We start from the raw sequence: 15661 nt of genomic DNA on the forward strand, positions 1-15661 counted from the left end.
CGCTCAGGTTATAGGATCAAGCCTCACGGGCAATTAGTATCAGTTAGCTTAACGCATTACTGCGCTTCCACACCTGACCTATCAACGTTGTGGTCTCCAACGACCCTTCAGGGGAATCAAGTTCCCAGGGAAATCTCATCTCGGGGCAAGTTTCGCGCTTAGATGCTTTCAGCGCTTATCTCTTCCGCATTTAGCTACCCGGCGATACCACTGGCGTGATAACCGGTACACCAGAGATGCGTCCACTCCGGTCCTCTCGTACTAGGAGCAGCCCCCCCTCAAATTTCCAGCGCCCACTGCAGATAGGGACCAAACTGTCTCACGACGTTTTGAACCCAGCTCACGTACCACTTTAAATGGCGAACAGCCATACCCTTGGGACCGGCTACAGCCCCAGGATGTGATGAGCCGACATCGAGGTGCCAAACTCCGCCGTCGATGTGAACTCTTGGGCGGAATCAGCCTGTTATCCCCGGAGTACCTTTTATCCGTTGAGCGATGGCCCTTCCATTCAGAACCACCGGATCACTATGTCCTGCTTTCGCACCTGCTCGACTTGTCAGTCTCGCAGTCAAGCCACCTTGTGCCATTACACTATCAGTACGATGTCCGACCGTACCTAGGTGACCTTCGAGCTCCTCCGTTACACTTTGGGAGGAGACCGCCCCAGTCAAACTGCCTACCATACACGGTCCCCGATCCGGATAACGGACCAAGGTTAGAACCTCAAAGGGGTCAGGGTGGTATTTCAAGGTTGGCTCCACACGAACTAGCGTCCATGCTTCATAGCCTCCCACCTATCCTACACAAACCACTTCAAAGTCCAATGTAAAGCTACAGTAAAGGTTCACGGGGTCTTTCCGTCTAGCAGCGGGGAGATTGCATCTTCACAAACACTTCAACTTCGCTGAGTCTCAGGAGGAGACAGTGTGGCCATCGTTACGCCATTCGTGCGGGTCGGAACTTACCCGACAAGGAATTTCGCTACCTTAGGACCGTTATAGTTACGGCCGCCGTTTACTGGGGCTTCGATCAAGAGCTTGCACCCCATCACTTAACCTTCCAGCACCGGGCAGGCGTCACACCCTATACGTCGACTTTCGTCTTGGCAGAGTGCTGTGTTTTTGATAAACAGTCGCAGCCACCTTTTCACTGCAACCTCTTCACGCTCCACGAGCAAGTCGCTTCACGCTACAGAGGCACACCTTCTCCCGAAGTTACGGTGTCAATTTGCCGAGTTCCTTCTCCTGAGTTCTCTCAAGCGCCTTGGAATTCTCATCCTGCCCACCAGTGTCGGTTTGCGGTACGGTTCCGTATTGGCTGAAGCTTAGTGGCTTTTCCTGGAAGCATGGGATCAATCACTTCGGTCCGAAGACCTCGTTATCACGCCTCAGTGTTAAAGGGGACCGGATTTGCCTAATCCCCACACCTACACGCTTGAACCGGGACATCCAACACCCGGCTGACCTACCCTTCTCCGTCCCCACATCGCACCAATACAAAGTACAGGAATATTAACCTGTTTCCCATCGACTACGCTTTTCAGCCTCGCCTTAGGGGCCGACTCACCCTGCGCCGATGAACGTTGCGCAGGAAACCTTGGGCTTACGGCGAACGGGCTTTTCACCCGTTTTAACGCTACTCATGTCAGCATTCGCACTTCCGATACCTCCAGCACACTTTACAATGCACCTTCACAGGCCTACGGAACGCTCCCCTACCACGTGCAATAAATTGCACATCCGCGTCTTCGGTTACATGTTTGAGCCCCGTTACATCTTCCGCGCAGGACGACTCGACCAGTGAGCTATTACGCTTTCTTTAAATGATGGCTGCTTCTAAGCCAACATCCTGGCTGTCTGTGCCTTCCCACCTCGTTTTCCACTTAACATGTCATTTGGGACCTTAGACGGCGGTCTGGGTTGTTTCCCTCTTGACAACGGACGTTAGCACCCGCTGTCTGTCTCCCAGGCTGATACTTGACGGTATTCAGAGTTTGCCATGGTTTGGTAAGTCGCGATGACCCCCTAGCCATAACAGTGCTTTACCCCCGTCAGTAATACCTGAGGCACTACCTAAATAGTTTTCGGGGAGAACCAGCTATTTCCAGGTTTGTTTAGCCTTTCACCCCTATCCACAGCTCATCCCCTGATTTTGCAACATCAGTGGGTTCGGACCTCCAGTGCGTGTTACCGCACCTTCATCCTGGCCATGGATAGATCACCTGGTTTCGGGTCTACGCCCAGCAACTGTGCGCCCTGTTCGGACTCGGTTTCCCTGCGCCTCCCCTATGCGGTTAAGCTTGCTACTGAACGTAAGTCGCTGACCCATTATACAAAAGGTACGCAGTCACCCCATTTTCAGAGGCTCCCACTGTTTGTATGCATCCGGTTTCAGGTTCTATTTCACTCCCCTCCCGGGGTTCTTTTCGCCTTTCCCTCACGGTACTGGTTCACTATCGGTCGATCACGAGTATTTAGCCTTGGAGGATGGTCCCCCCGTCTTCGGACAGGATTTCTCGTGTCCCGCCTTACTTGTCGCATGCTCAGTACCACAATTCTCTTTTCGTGTACGGGGCTATCACCCACTGTCGCCGGCCTTTCCATGCCGTTCCACTAAGAGTACTGCTATCACATGCAGGCTCTTCCGGTTTCGCTCGCCACTACTTCCGGAATCTCGGTTGATTTCTTTTCCTGCAGCTACTTAGATGTTTCAGTTCGCTGCGTTCGCTTCTCATGACCTATGTATTCAGTCATGGATGACCCAAAAGGGCCGGGTTTCCCCATTCGGACATCTACGGATCAAAGCTCGTTTGCCAGCTCCCCGTAGCTTTTCGCAGGCTACCGCGTCCTTCATCGCCTGTGATCGCCAAGGCATCCACCAGATGCACTTATTCGCTTGATCCTATAACCTCAGACTTGTCTCAGGTTACAAAATCGTGTTTGCGACGTTACATCGAAACCATATAAAACAGTCTCGATTCACTCGATACAATCAAACCCAATTTATTACTACTAAATTTGAGTCTTGCTTCTTCCAGTTTGTTAAAGATCAGATACGGTGCCTTGCGGCAAGCAGTGATTAAACTGCTCTAATTGAAGCAATTAGAAACAAATATCCTCCCGCACTTTGCAGGACACTTGTTTATAAGTGCTTTTACGATTGCCTCACCGCCAGGTGATGGTGGAGGTTGACGGGATCGAACCGACGACCCCCTGCTTGCAAAGCAGGTGCTCTCCCAGCTGAGCTAAACCCCCAATCGTGTTTGCTTTTTGTCAGAGCACTTCCATCCACCTTCTTCCGTCTTTTGCGCGGCAGTGACCGAGCAAGACAAGGAAGGCACAACCGACGTGTACTGTTTCGTACACGAGGTTTTGCATGACGCCGTATTGCGACGGTCAATGTCGTGCAAATGGTGGGTCAAGCTGGAATCGAACCAGCGACCCCCGCCTTATCAAGACGGTGCTCTAACCAACTGAGCTACTGACCCAGCTCCACAAATTACGGCGTCTTCGCAGACGCCGCTTTCCGTATCTTCAACCTACAGCCGATGAGTGTGAGTACTTGGTCCAGACCATTCTCTTGAAAGGAGGTGATCCAGCCGCAGGTTCCCCTACGGCTACCTTGTTACGACTTCACCCCAGTCATGAATCCTACCGTGGTGACCGGCCCCCCGAAGGTTAGCCTGGCCACTTCTGGTAAAACCCACTCCCATGGTGTGACGGGCGGTGTGTACAAGGCCCGGGAACGTATTCACCGCGACATGCTGATCCGCGATTACTAGCGATTCCGACTTCATGCACTCGAGTTGCAGAGTGCAATCCGGACTACGATCGGTTTTGCAGGATTGGCTCCCCCTCGCGGGTTGGCGACCCTCTGTACCGACCATTGTATGACGTGTGAAGCCCTGGTCATAAGGGCCATGAGGACTTGACGTCATCCCCACCTTCCTCCGGTTTGTCACCGGCAGTCCCATTAAAGTGCCCAACTGAATGCTGGCAACTAATGGCAAGGGTTGCGCTCGTTGCGGGACTTAACCCAACATCTCACGACACGAGCTGACGACAGCCATGCAGCACCTGTGTTCTAGCTCCTTGCGGCACTCCCAAATCTCTTCGGGATTCTAGACATGTCAAGACCAGGTAAGGTTTTTCGCGTTGCATCGAATTAATCCACATCATCCACCGCTTGTGCGGGCCCCCGTCAATTCCTTTGAGTTTTAATCTTGCGACCGTACTCCCCAGGCGGTCTACTTCACGCGTTAGCTGCGTTACCAAGGTCCGAAAACCCCGACAACTAGTAGACATCGTTTAGGGCGTGGACTACCAGGGTATCTAATCCTGTTTGCTCCCCACGCTTTCGTGCATGAGTGTCAGTATCAGCCCAGGGGGTTGCCTTCGCCATCGGTGTTCCTCCACATCTCTACGCATTTCACTGCTACACGTGGAATTCCACCCCCCTCTGCCGTACTCTAGCGAGCCAGTCATCAATGCAGTTCCCAGGTTGAGCCCGGGGATTTCACATCGATCTTAACAAGCCACCTGCGCACGCTTTACGCCCAGTAATTCCGATTAACGCTTGGACCCTACGTATTACCGCGGCTGCTGGCACGTAGTTAGCCGGTCCTTATTCTTCAGGTACTCTCATCCCCGGGACGTATTAAGTCCAAGGATTTGCTCCCTGACAAAAGGGCTTTACAACCCGAAGGCCTTCTTCACCCACGCGGCATTGCTGGATCAGGCTTGCGCCCATTGTCCAAGATTCCCCACTGCTGCCTCCCGTAGGAGTCTGGGCCGTGTCTCAGTCCCAGTGTGGCGGGTCGTCCTCTCAGACCCGCTACGGATCGTTGCCTTGGTGAGCCTTTACCTCACCAACTAGCTAATCCGACATCGGCCGCTCGTATGACAAGAGGTCTTGCGATCCCCCCTCTTTCCCCCTCAGGGCGTATGCGGTATTAGCCAACCTTTCGGTTAGTTATCCCCCATCACACGGTACGTTCCGATGCATTACTCACCCGTTCGCCACTAACTTGTGGAGCAAGCCCCACAAGTCCGTTCGACTTGCATGTGTAAAGCATGCCGCCAGCGTTCAATCTGAGCCAGGATCAAACTCTTGAGTTCAATCTCTGTTACTTAAATTTCGCACTCGCTTAAAACTCGAAATTACAAAGTAAAACTTTGCAAATATTCTCATCTAAGTGCGAGTACTTGTTTTGTCCTTCCCAAGCACTCACACTCATCGGCTGTAATTTGTTAAAGATCGTTTGCCACCAGACCCGGAAACCCTGCTAAACTCTTCGTTTTCGCCGTTTCGCTGTTGTGTCTGCAGCGGAGAAACCGAACTATACGGACCAGACCGGAACCCGTCAACACCTTCCCCCGCAATTTCTGCAATTTTCCCGCCAAGTGACTGATCGGCAAGCAATCTTTCGCAAAAACTTTTATTCCCCGCCCTAAACCCCCTCTTGTTACACCCGATTCCACCCTCATAATCTGTGTCATGTGGGGCGTTTTTCGCCCGAATTCGCGCGTTTCTGCGCACATATATATAGATAAGGTTGTTCAGTCGATGCCTAAAGTCCTGATGTACAGCACCGGAGTGTGCCCTTACTGCGTAATGGCAGAACGTTTACTCGGCCAGCGCGGAGTCACCGAGATCGAGAAGGTTCGGGTTGATCTGGAAGCAGGTCGCAAAGAAGAGATGATGTCCCGCACCGGTCGGCGCACCGTGCCGCAGATTTATATCGGTGAGACTCACGTAGGCGGTTATGACGATCTGGCCGCGCTGGATCGCGCTGGCGGGCTGATGCCGTTACTGGCCGGCGAGCCGACATAGCACGCATATATATATGTGCATATATAAAGACAAACCCCGCAGTTGCGGGGTTTGTCTTTATATAACGTGTTGCACACGCTCTTTGGTCAGGAGGCGCCCAACTCACACGTGCCAGGAGCCCTTGATCCAGACCCAGCCACCATGGCCGTTGTATTGCCACACCCAATGGCCCGGCACCCAATAATGGCGCGGTGACGGCGCAACAGTAATCTGTTCAACGATGATTGGCGGCATCGGCGCTACAGCTTGTTCTATCCAGCGACCATGAACCCAGAACCAGTTATTGCCTTCCCATTTCCAGTGGCCAGGCACCCAGTTCCAGTCCGCGCCAGGCGAGCGCCCTTGATCTTCGCGAATAGGCGCAGGCATTTTGTGCACAACAGGCTGGGCGACAACTGTCTCTCGCACCACGACCTTCTCATGCGTGGCACAGCCAGAAAACGCCCCCAGAATACATGCAGCGACAACCGCCATTGTCAGTACCTGACCCATGCGATTGCCCTTAATGACCGAACCTGCTGTCGACTTCATATAGAAAACACTCCTCGCTACTTTCAATTGTTGTATAGGCGCAGTCGCTCGGGCGGCGAGTTCTTATATATAAGCCGCCCGCCATTACGCGACATTGCGACACAATCAACGCCAGCCGTAGCGTCGGGTTGACCCTGGGATGGGCCTGAGCCTGTAACCAATTGCATGGATCACACCAACATTGGCCGTTCATTGCCAATAGGGAACCTCCAGACATGACGAGGAACCAACCACTTGTCATGGTAACGGGCGGCGCGCTGATCCGTCTCGCCGAATTGCTGCCCAATGCCCCCACTACACCCGGTGCATGTTGCAGCGATTCGTGCGATGATTTCGCCCGCGGGTGCGCTCGCACAGGTATCTATACATATATGTATTTTGATTTCGAATGATTTGAACGAGTGGCGCCAACCAGCGCAATACCAAGGAAGGGAATCGCGATGAGCGAAGAGAATCAAGAAGCGAAGCAACCGGTCTTCGCAATTCAGAAAGTGTACGTAAAAGATGTTTCGCTGGAATCGCCCAACAGCCCGCAAAGCTTCATGGAGCAAGAACAGCCGGAATTCAACGTACAGTTCCGCAATCAGGCGACCAGCTTTGATAACGGCTTTTACGAAGCCTCGCTGACCAGCACCGTGCAAGCCAAGGTTGGCGACAAGACCCTGTTCCTGGTTGAGATCACCCAGGCTGGTCTGTTCAGCATTGAAAACATTCCGGCAGAAGAACTTGATCCGCTGCTGGGCATTGGTTGCCCGAGCATCCTGTTCCCGTACCTGCGTGAAGCGGTGTCGGATCTGACCACTCGTGCCGGCTTCATGCCATTCTTGCTGCAGCCGATCAATTTTGAAGCAATCTATCTGCAACAACGCGCTCAGCAAGCTGCCGCACAAGACAATGCCGAAACACCTACAACCCACTAAGGCGTTGTGGATTACCGCACTGCTGGCAGCCATTGCCAGCAGTGCGGTACACGCGCTCGATATCCGTTCGGTTGCCCGTCATGGCGTGGTGCTTTACCAGGCACCGCAGGACAACAGTAAAAAGCTGTTCGTGGTCAGCCGCGATACTCCCCTCGAAGCCTTATCGGAAACCGACACCTGGGTACGTGTGCGGGATCGGGATGGCTTGCTGGCTTGGGTACACAAGGCAGATCTCTCTACCCGGCATTTTGTTCAGACAGTAAAAACGCTGGATGTCCGCCAGCGTGCAGATGCCGATTCACCCGTCTTGTTGCACGCCGACAAAGATGTCTTGCTGGAACTACTCGAGAACAATCACGCGGGCTGGCTCAAGGTCAAACATCGTGATGGCGTCATCGGTTATGTCCGGATCGAAGAGGTTTGGGGCGCATGAAGTTAGCAGTTTTAGGTGCAGGTGCCTGGGGCACCGCACTGGCTATCCGCTTTGCAGAGCAGCATCAGGTGGTGCTTTGGTCGCGCGACGTCGACCAGGCCGCAGAGATGTCCGCTGCCCGCAGCAACCCGCGCTATCTGCCGGGCATCATTTTCCCCGACAACCTGAGCATTCAGGCCGATTTTGGCCTCGCAGTCAGCGCTGCTGATCTGGTGCTGGTGGTTACGCCGCTTTCCGGCTTACGACCCACGCTCAAAGCCTTGCGCACACTGGATCATCGCGCGCCGGTGCTGTGGGCTTGCAAAGGTCTGGAGGCCGGGACGATGAAGTTTCCGCATCAGGTTGCCGAGGAAGAAATGGCCGCCGACGTGCCGCGCGGCATGTTATCCGGGCCCAGCTTTGCGCAAGAAGTTGCTAAAGGCCAACCTGCGGCTGTCACCATTGCCTCGACCGACAAAGCCTTTGCCCAGAATACGGTCAACGCCCTGAATACCAGCGTGTTGCGACTGTATGCCAGCGATGACTTGATCGGGGTGGAAATCGGCGCCGCAGTCAAAAACGTACTGGCCATTGCCGCCGGGATTTGTGACGGCCTGTCGCTAGGCCTGAACGCACGCGCAGCGTTGCTGACTCGCGGGCTGGTTGAAATGGCCCGTTTTGGCGCCGCCTTGGGTGCAAAGCCAGAAACCTTTATGGGACTGGCGGGCATTGGCGATCTGTTACTGACTGCCACCGGCGATCTCTCGCGCAACCGGCGTGTCGGTTTGATGCTGGCGCAAGGCCTCAAGCTGGATGATGTCCTGAAAAACCTGGGGCACGTGGCGGAAGGCGTTCCGGCAGCGCGCGAAGTGCTCAAACAGGCGCAAGCGCTTGGGGTCGATATGCCGATTACCGAAGGCGTTTGCCGTTTGTTGTTTGAAAATGCGCAAGTAAAGGAAGTGCTCAGTACGTTGATGGAACGCGCTCCACGCATGGAAAACGGCCTTTAAGGCCGTTTTTTGTAGCTGAACATAACCATCAGCCAACCGTCATGCCAGCATCATCAACTTGCAACAAATCGTGAGTAGTTTCAGGGGGTTATTCTACCCCGGAGAACTACCATGTCAGACGCTACCACCGCTGATGCCGCTCTGGCTGGCAGCGGCCGCCTTCAGCTCGAAAAAAAGAATGGCCCGTTTGCAGTTCTGTTATTTCTGGTTCTTCTGGTAGCGGGCCTGGCTTTCACCACGGTCAGCCTGGTCAATGACATCGACACCACTGCCGCGCCGCTGGCCAGCTGGCTGCCGTATGGCTTGTTAGGCTTGGCACTGTTGATCGCGCTGGGCTTTGAATTCGTCAACGGCTTTCACGATACCGCCAACGCCGTCGCTACCGTCATCTACACCAACACTCTACCTGCCACTTTTGCGGTGGTCTGGTCTGGCTTCTTCAACTTTCTGGGGGTGCTGCTCTCGAGCGGCGCGGTGGCTTTCGGGATTATCTCGTTGCTGCCGGTTGAGTTGATTTTGCACGTCGGTAGCAACGCGGGCTTTGCCATGGTGTTTGCACTGCTGCTGGCCTCCATTATCTGGAATCTGGGCACCTGGGCGCTCGGCCTGCCCGCATCCAGCTCGCACACCTTGATCGGTTCGATTATTGGTGTGGGTCTGGCTAACCAGTTAATGGCCTCGGGCGCGGCACATACCAGTGGCGTTGATTGGGGTCAGGCACTGAACGTCGGCAAGTCGTTGTTGCTGTCGCCCTTGGTCGGCTTTGCCTGCTCGGCCTTGCTGCTGATCATCCTCAAAAAGCTGGTCAAAGTGCCTGCGCTGTACCAGGAACCGAAAAACGGCAAAGCACCGCCGTGGTGGATTCGTGGCCTGCTGGTGCTGACTTGTACCGGGGTAAGTTTTGCGCACGGCTCCAACGATGGCCAGAAAGGCATGGGCCTGATCATGCTGATTCTGATCGGCATCTTGCCGACTACCTACGCCTTGAACCGCGCCATGCCGACCAAAGACGTACTGACCTTTGAAGCGGTGTCGCAACAAGCGTCGCACACGCTGAGCCGTTATGCCCAGGCACCTGCAGCGGCGAATTTCCGCAATTCCGTTGAAACCTTTGTGCAATCCCACAAAATCCAGCCGGATACCGCAGCATCCGTAGCCGCACTCTCCGACGCTGTTTCTGCACAGATTGGCCAATACGATAATCTGCAGCAAGTGCCGCATAACGTGGTGCAGAACGTGCGCAATGACATATATCTGAACTCGGAAGCCTTGCGTGTGCTGCTCAAAGACGACAACAGCCCGATCAACGCTGCCGACAAGGCCGTGCTGACCAACTATCGCAAATCGCTGGATAGCGCTACCAAGTTCATCCCGACTTGGGTGAAAGTGGCCGTGGCCATTGCCTTGGGCCTGGGTACGCTGGTGGGTTGGAAACGCATTGTGGTCACCGTGGGCGAGAAGATTGGCAAGACCCACCTCACCTACGCCCAAGGTGCCAGTGCCGAACTGGTGGCGATGATGACCATTGGCGCAGCTGATGCCTATGGTTTGCCGGTCAGCACCACACACGTGTTGTCCTCCGGCGTGGCGGGCACGATGGCGGCCAATCACTCCGGCCTGCAGATGTCGACGGTGCGCAATTTGTTGATGGCCTGGGTGCTTACATTACCAGTGGCGATGCTGTTGTCTGGATCGCTGTACTGGTTGTTCAGCCGCTTTGCGCACTGAGTAGTAGCCTTCCCCTGCTCTCGGTTGAGTTAAACCGACCGCAGAAAGGCGCGCTGTGCCGTGACGAACTCGTCCAGATGCGAGAGAAACGGCACATGCGCCGCCCCGCGATAGGTATGCAGCTGCGCACCTTTGATGGTTTGCTGCAGCCATTGTCCGGCGCTGAGTGGCGTCATGGCGTCGCGATCCCCGTATTGCAGCAGCACCGGTAAATCCAGCGCGCCCACTTTGTTGCGCAAATCGGTATCCCGCAAGATTTCCAGCCCGGCTTTGAGCGCCGCACTGTCTGGCTCGCCATGGCTGAAGAGGTCGTCCACCAGTTCACGGGCAATGGCCCGCGCCTCGCCACCACCCATGGTTTGCAGCGAAATAAAGCGTTTGAGTGTGCCTTTCCAGTCGCCGGAAAGATTATCGGTAAATTGCTGCAACACCGGCATCGGCGTGGCACCGGGCCAATCCGGGCGTTGGGCAAAGCTGGGCGATGAAGCCACCAATGTCAGCGAGCGGATTTTCTCCGGTCGGGCCAATGCCCAGCTCGCCGCTGCAGCGCCGCCCAGCGACCAGCCCACCACATGCACCGGCCACGGAAAAGTCTCGTCGATGGCCTGAACAATGCGCTCCAGCGAGTACGGTTCAACCATCGCACTGGCGCCGCAACCTGGCAGATCAGCCAGATGGCAGGTGAAATCATCTGCCAGCTTTTCTGCCACACGCTTGAACACCATGCCATTCATGGCCCAGCCATGCAGAAACACCACGTCATCGCCGTGGCCGACGCTATCAAAATAAAGACTCAAGAGTTACTCCGTTTCAGTTACTGGCCGACTGTGCCAGCAACTCACACAAATCTGCGATCAGGTGTTCGACATCAGCGGTTTCATGCGCCGCCGACAAGGTGATACGCAAGCGCGGCGTCGGCACGGTGGGTGGCCGGATCGCCGCCACCCAGTGCCCGCGTTGTCGTAACGCGGCAGACAAGGCGAGCGCCGATTCGCTGTCCGGCATCGCCAGTGGCTGGATCGGCGTAGTCGAAGGCATCAGCGGATGACCCGCATCGGCCAGCGCATTACGCAGTAACTGGATGTGCCCGGTCAGACGCTCACGCCGCCAATCCTCAGAAGAGATCACGTCCAGACTGGCGCTCACCGCCTCGGCAATTAATGCGGGTGCCGCCGTGGTGTAGATATATGGGCCTGCCATGTTGATCAAATAGTCGATCACCACTTGTTCGGCCGCGACAAACGCCCCGGCCACGCCCGCCGCTTTGCCCAAAGTAGCCAGATAGATAATGCGCGGCGAATCGATCCCGGCCTCTGCCAGCGAGCCGCGCCCATCACCCAATACGCCAAAACCATGCGCGTCATCCACAAACAACCACGCGTCAAACTGTTCGGCCAGTGCCAGCAAATCTGCCAGCGGCGCGCAATCGCCATCCATGCTGAACACGGCGTCGACCACAATCAGCTTGCGTCGGGCAGTGGTGGTAGCCAGCAAGTGTTCCAGCGCAGCCAGGTCATTGTGCGGATAGCGTTTGAATGCCGCGCGAGATAACAAGCAGGCGTCGTTGAGTGACGCATGATTGAGCTTGTCGGCAAATACGGCGTCTTCACGCCCTACCAGGCCAGTGATCACACCCAGATTGCCCAGGTAACCCGTGGCAAACGTCAACGCGGCCGGTTTACCGACAAACGCCGCCAGTTTGTGTTCGCATTCTTCATGCGCGCTCTGGTGCCCACATACCAGATGGGACGCCCCGCTACCCACGCCCCAGCGCTGCGCTCCGGCCATGGCTGCCGCAATAATCTGCGGATGATTGGCCAGCCCGAGGTAATCGTTGCTGCAAAAATTGGCCAGCCGCTGGCCATCAACCTCAACGTACGGGCCTTGCGCGCTGGTTACAATCGGGCGCCGCCGATACAGATGCGCGGCACGGCGGGCAGCCAGATCGGCTTCGAGTTGGGAAAAAGGCATAACGGATGATCTCGGGATCAGATGCGCAGCACGCTGCGCCAAGGCACTCATTGTAAACGGGATAGTGCAGGAATCCGGCGGGACCAGCAGCGCTGGTTAAATGATCCAGTGCCACGCCGCAAACACGATCAATCCGCCACCAATGCCCGCCAGCAAATGCCGGGTGCGCCAGACGATCAAACCAGTCACCAACGCGCCCACCAATTGCGCGTTATGCCAGTCCAGATAAAGGTGCTCGTCTTTAAGCAGCACAATCGGCACCACGATGGCGGTGAGTACGGCGGTGGGCACAAACGCCAGCGCCTCTTTCACGCGGGCGGGGATATGCCCTTTACCCAGCCACAATCCGGCACGCACCGGATAAGTTACTGCGGCCATACCCAGAATCAATAACAGGATATTCATCATTTTTTAGGTGACTCCATGCTGGCTACGCTCATGCCCGCGACGATGCCGGCAAAGGCGGCGGCCATTAGTCCCAGCTTGTAGGGCAGCCCGTTTGCCAGCAGCGCCACCGCACCCGCGCTGAGTGCGGCCGCCACCTGTGCGCGGCTTTTGAGCAAGGGCACCACAATGCCGACGAAGGTCGCCACCATGGCAAACTCCAGTCCCCAGTTGGCAATACCGGGAACACTGCGGCCAATCAAAATGCCGACGATGGTCCAGAACTGCCAGTTGCAATACATGGCCATCGCCGAACCGAGGTAATACGGGCCAATGCGCAATGGCTCGCCGCTATCGACTTTGTGATACACGATGGCAAAGGTTTCATCGGTCAGAAACCACGCCAGCAATGCGCGCCAGCGCTTGGGCAGCGCACTGATATGCGGCAGCAACGTGGCACTGTAAAGGGCGTGGCGCAGGTTGACGATCAAGGTGGTGGCGATAATCACCAGGCTCGACGCGCCGCTGGCCAGCAAAGTGACAGCCACAAACTGGCTAGAGCCACCGTACACCAGCAACGACATCAAAACAGTCGCCCACGGCGGCAAACCGGCAGTAGAGGCCAGCGTGCCAAAGATCACCCCGAAGGGTGCGGCGCCGACCAGCATGGGAATGGTATCGCGGGCGGCCTGCCAGAATCCGGCGGCCGGCGCGAGAGAGGTATCAGGGGATTTCGCGTTCATGGCCATATGATAAACGAGGCTCCCGCGCTTGCCTCGCCACAGTTGCGCCGAACTCTTGTATAAACAGTGCATAATTACGCACCGGTAAGTCACCCCCACGATCCATGCCCCACCAATCCCGCTGGTATCACCCCTTATGCATTGCACCGCGCTCGCTCAAACCCTGGTTGACCGAACGCGGCTCACTGACCGCGCGGTTGGTGGCGCACTTTCCAGGGTTTCATGTTCGCGTATTGCGCCAGATGCCCCGCTCCGTGCACCACGACGAACTACGTAGTCTGAAAATCCAGCGCCAGCAAAAAGCCATTACCCGCGATGTGGTGTTGATGAGTGGCGATCTGCCGCTGGTCTACGCCCATAGTGTGGCCACTCGCGCCGCCACTCGCCGTGGTTTTCGACGACTGCGCGGTATCGGCAACCGTTCGCTCGGTTCAATGTTGTTTGCTGACCCCACCATCCGGCGCAGCCCACTGGCTTGGCGCCGGGTGGATCGCCGTCATCCATTGTGGCAACAAGCCCAGGCTGCAGTCGGCCCGATGCCGCCTCGCTTGTGGGCGCGGCGCTCATTGTTTGCGACCGGCAATGATCTGCTGCTGGTAACAGAAGTATTTTTGCCTCCGGCTTTTGCCGTACCCTCGGCTAACCCTCACACACCGGGCTAACCGCCACGCTCCCGATAAAAAACCCCGGCCAGGTATCCCGCCGGGGTTTTTCATGGTCGGCCAAAAAAACCGCCGATATCGCCTTAATACGAGATCACATTGGTACCGGCATTGCCCAGCGCCAGCAAGCGATAGAAATCAAAGCTGAGCGAATGCAAATCCTGACTGGTGCCCGAACTGGAAGCCGTCCAGGCCGTGCCAGCGGGAGTGCCATTCAGCGTTACACCACCTGCACCCGCCGCAGCAAATTGTGAGCCATACACCACCGAATACAGGCTCTGATTGGTCGGCGACGATTGCTGTGCCCAAGTCACGCCATCCGCACTTTGCATGATGGTGCCGTTCGCGCCCACTGCCACGAACAAGGCATTACCAAAGGCAATGCTGTACAGATCGTTGGTGGTATTGGATGTCACCAGCGTCCACTGCCAACCATCGGTACTGGACAAGATCACGCCGCCAGAACCCACCGCGTAGAAAGTGCTGTTGGTGCTGTCATAAGTAATGCCGTAAAGATTGGCCGTCGTCGGCGGCGTTTGTACGGTCCAGGTGTAGGCATTGGTAGAAGTCAGCACCGCGCCGTTATCACCCACGGCCACGTAGTAGGTGCCATTGAACGAAATGGCTCGCAGATTGGCCGCAGTACCCGACGCTTGCACAGTCCAGGTGACAGCGTCCGGGCTGGTCACAATGGCACCGTTGGCGCCGACGGCTACAAATACGTCGGCCAGCGTGGCGGTATAGGTCGCCGCGTACAAATCATTGGCCGTGCCAGAACTGCGCGCCGTCCAGTTGATGCCATCCGGGCTGGTATTGATCGCACCGCCCGCACCAACCGCTGCATACAGGTTAGTCCCCCAGGCTTGCCCATACTGATTGGCCGCTGAGAAGGCGTTTGCGTTCTGCCAGGTATAGCCCGACGCTTGCGGTACCACCGTGACCGCAGCGGTGGCCGAACCCGCAGGGCCACTGTCTTTGGTCGCATTCATCAGGAACGAATAGGCACTGCCGTTCGTCAAGCTGGCCACCACGTAGGGCGAACTCACGCCAGACAGAATCATGTTGTGCGGCTGATCCAGCACGTTACTCACCGTTAGATTGCTGGTCATCGCGCCAAACAACCAATAGCTCAGGCCCGATTGCTGGTTCCAGGTCACGATGGCGGCGCCATCGGCAGCGGTCACACTAAAGCCGCTTGGGGCAGAGGGCGAAGAAGAAGAGGAAGTACCGTTGCAGGCAGCCAATGCAATACAGGCGCCCAGGGCAGCGCCCCAGCTATAAAACTTGTTCACGATGAGCGGATTCCATTCATGGATGGTTAGTCAGCATAAGCAGGCGGTCATCGGGGGAACCGGACCGGCCAGATCACGCTGGTTTTGTCTGTTCCGCACGCGTAGCGCGCGGGCTGGAGCTTTAACGCTTGATCCAGGCAACGGAATACAACGCGTTTGTATCTGGCTGACAC

12 protein-coding genes, 2 tRNA genes and 2 rRNA genes are annotated in these 15661 nt (G+C 56.2%); 6 read left to right on the plus strand and 10 right to left on the minus strand.

Annotation, left to right across the window (positions count from 1 at the left end):
• Positions 1 to 12: 12 nt before the first annotated feature.
• The 4 genes from N7220_RS07005 to N7220_RS07020 form a co-directional block, all read right to left on the minus strand.
• Positions 13 to 2904, minus strand: a 23S ribosomal RNA gene (locus N7220_RS07005).
• Positions 2905 to 3181: 277 nt separating this feature from the next.
• Positions 3182 to 3257, minus strand: a tRNA-Ala gene (locus tag N7220_RS07010).
• Positions 3258 to 3413: 156 nt separating this feature from the next.
• Positions 3414 to 3490: transfer RNA gene (locus tag N7220_RS07015), tRNA-Ile, on the minus strand.
• A gap of 95 nt (positions 3491 to 3585) precedes the next feature.
• Positions 3586 to 5120: ribosomal RNA gene (locus N7220_RS07020) — 16S ribosomal RNA — on the minus strand.
• The 16S and 23S rRNA genes sit together here with 2 tRNA genes alongside, the layout of an rRNA operon.
• 448 nt (positions 5121 to 5568) lie before the next feature.
• On the opposite strand from N7220_RS07020, the gene grxC reads away from it, so the two are divergent.
• Complete coding sequence (gene grxC / locus N7220_RS07025) at positions 5569 to 5835, plus strand: glutaredoxin 3 (protein ID WP_283150743.1); 267 nt, start codon at positions 5569 to 5571, stop codon at positions 5833 to 5835.
• Positions 5836 to 5937: 102 nt separating this feature from the next.
• On the opposite strand, the gene N7220_RS07030 is transcribed toward grxC, so the two are convergent.
• Positions 5938 to 6366, minus strand: a complete 429-nt coding sequence (locus N7220_RS07030; protein WP_283150744.1) for a hypothetical protein — start codon at positions 6364 to 6366, stop codon at positions 5938 to 5940.
• Positions 6367 to 6806: 440 nt separating this feature from the next.
• Here N7220_RS07030 and secB point away from each other — a divergent pair, with 440 nt between their 5' ends.
• The 4 genes from secB (at position 6807) to N7220_RS07050 (ending at position 10436) form a co-directional block, all read left to right on the plus strand.
• Complete coding sequence (gene secB, locus N7220_RS07035) at positions 6807 to 7286, plus strand: protein-export chaperone SecB (protein WP_283150745.1); 480 nt, start codon at positions 6807 to 6809, stop codon at positions 7284 to 7286.
• Complete coding sequence (locus N7220_RS07040) at positions 7261 to 7719, plus strand: SH3 domain-containing protein (protein ID WP_283150746.1); 459 nt, start codon at positions 7261 to 7263, stop codon at positions 7717 to 7719. The genes secB and N7220_RS07040 overlap by 26 nt, the downstream gene beginning before the upstream one ends.
• Complete coding sequence (locus N7220_RS07045) at positions 7716 to 8708, plus strand: NAD(P)H-dependent glycerol-3-phosphate dehydrogenase (RefSeq protein ID WP_283150747.1); 993 nt, start codon at positions 7716 to 7718, stop codon at positions 8706 to 8708. Before N7220_RS07040 ends, N7220_RS07045 begins: the two co-directional genes overlap by 4 nt.
• 111 nt (positions 8709 to 8819) lie before the next feature.
• A complete protein-coding gene (locus tag N7220_RS07050) occupies positions 8820 to 10436 on the plus strand; it encodes an inorganic phosphate transporter (RefSeq protein WP_283150748.1) in 1617 nt (538 codons plus the stop codon).
• Positions 10437 to 10465: 29 nt separating this feature from the next.
• Here the strand turns inward: N7220_RS07050 and bioH are convergent, their stop codons facing one another.
• The 4 genes from bioH to N7220_RS07070 all read right to left on the minus strand — a co-directional run bounded on the left by bioH (position 10466) and on the right by N7220_RS07070 (position 13534).
• Positions 10466 to 11233, minus strand: coding sequence for a pimeloyl-ACP methyl ester esterase BioH (gene bioH / locus N7220_RS07055; RefSeq protein WP_283150749.1), 768 nt, complete (start codon positions 11231 to 11233; stop codon positions 10466 to 10468).
• A gap of 13 nt (positions 11234 to 11246) precedes the next feature.
• On the minus strand, positions 11247 to 12407 hold the full coding sequence (gene bioF, locus N7220_RS07060; RefSeq protein WP_283150750.1) for an 8-amino-7-oxononanoate synthase: 1161 nt from the start codon (positions 12405 to 12407) through the stop codon (positions 11247 to 11249).
• A gap of 96 nt (positions 12408 to 12503) precedes the next feature.
• Positions 12504 to 12815, minus strand: coding sequence for an AzlD domain-containing protein (locus N7220_RS07065; RefSeq protein ID WP_283150751.1), 312 nt, complete (start codon positions 12813 to 12815; stop codon positions 12504 to 12506).
• A complete protein-coding gene (locus tag N7220_RS07070; protein WP_283150752.1) occupies positions 12812 to 13534 on the minus strand; it encodes an AzlC family ABC transporter permease in 723 nt (240 codons plus the stop codon). The genes N7220_RS07065 and N7220_RS07070 overlap by 4 nt, the downstream gene beginning before the upstream one ends.
• Positions 13535 to 13638: 104 nt before the next feature.
• Between N7220_RS07070 and N7220_RS07075 the strand changes: the two genes are divergently transcribed.
• Positions 13639 to 14196 carry a chorismate--pyruvate lyase family protein gene (locus tag N7220_RS07075; RefSeq protein WP_283150753.1) on the plus strand — a complete coding sequence of 186 codons (558 nt, stop codon included), beginning with the start codon at positions 13639 to 13641 and terminating at the stop codon, positions 14194 to 14196.
• 83 nt (positions 14197 to 14279) lie between these two features.
• Here N7220_RS07075 and N7220_RS07080 read toward each other — a convergent pair whose 3' ends face one another.
• The gene (locus N7220_RS07080; RefSeq protein ID WP_283150754.1) at positions 14280 to 15488 is read right to left on the minus strand and encodes a sialidase family protein; all 1209 of its coding nucleotides are present in this window, start codon (positions 15486 to 15488) and stop codon (positions 14280 to 14282) included.
• Positions 15489 to 15661 lie beyond the last annotated feature (173 nt).

The organism is Silvimonas soli, assembly GCF_030035605.1.
Classification (GTDB): Bacteria; Pseudomonadota; Gammaproteobacteria; order Burkholderiales; family Chitinibacteraceae; genus Silvimonas; species Silvimonas soli.

Bases quoted from the DNA above. Each gene is read 5' to 3' on its own strand.
- grxC (WP_283150743.1), top strand. From the start codon at position 5,569: ATGCCTAAAGTCCTGATGTACAGCACCGGAGTGTGCCCTTACTGCGTA.
- N7220_RS07030 (WP_283150744.1), bottom strand. From the start codon at position 6,366: ATGAAGTCGACAGCAGGTTCGGTCATTAAGGGCAATCGCATGGGTCAG.
- secB (WP_283150745.1), top strand. From the start codon at position 6,807: ATGAGCGAAGAGAATCAAGAAGCGAAGCAACCGGTCTTCGCAATTCAG.
- N7220_RS07040 (WP_283150746.1), top strand. From the start codon at position 7,261: ATGCCGAAACACCTACAACCCACTAAGGCGTTGTGGATTACCGCACTG.
- N7220_RS07045 (WP_283150747.1), top strand. From the start codon at position 7,716: ATGAAGTTAGCAGTTTTAGGTGCAGGTGCCTGGGGCACCGCACTGGCT.
- N7220_RS07050 (WP_283150748.1), top strand. From the start codon at position 8,820: ATGTCAGACGCTACCACCGCTGATGCCGCTCTGGCTGGCAGCGGCCGC.
- bioF (WP_283150750.1), bottom strand. From the start codon at position 12,407: ATGCCTTTTTCCCAACTCGAAGCCGATCTGGCTGCCCGCCGTGCCGCG.
- N7220_RS07065 (WP_283150751.1), bottom strand. From the start codon at position 12,815: ATGATGAATATCCTGTTATTGATTCTGGGTATGGCCGCAGTAACTTAT.
- N7220_RS07070 (WP_283150752.1), bottom strand. From the start codon at position 13,534: ATGAACGCGAAATCCCCTGATACCTCTCTCGCGCCGGCCGCCGGATTC.
- N7220_RS07075 (WP_283150753.1), top strand. From the start codon at position 13,639: ATGCCCCACCAATCCCGCTGGTATCACCCCTTATGCATTGCACCGCGC.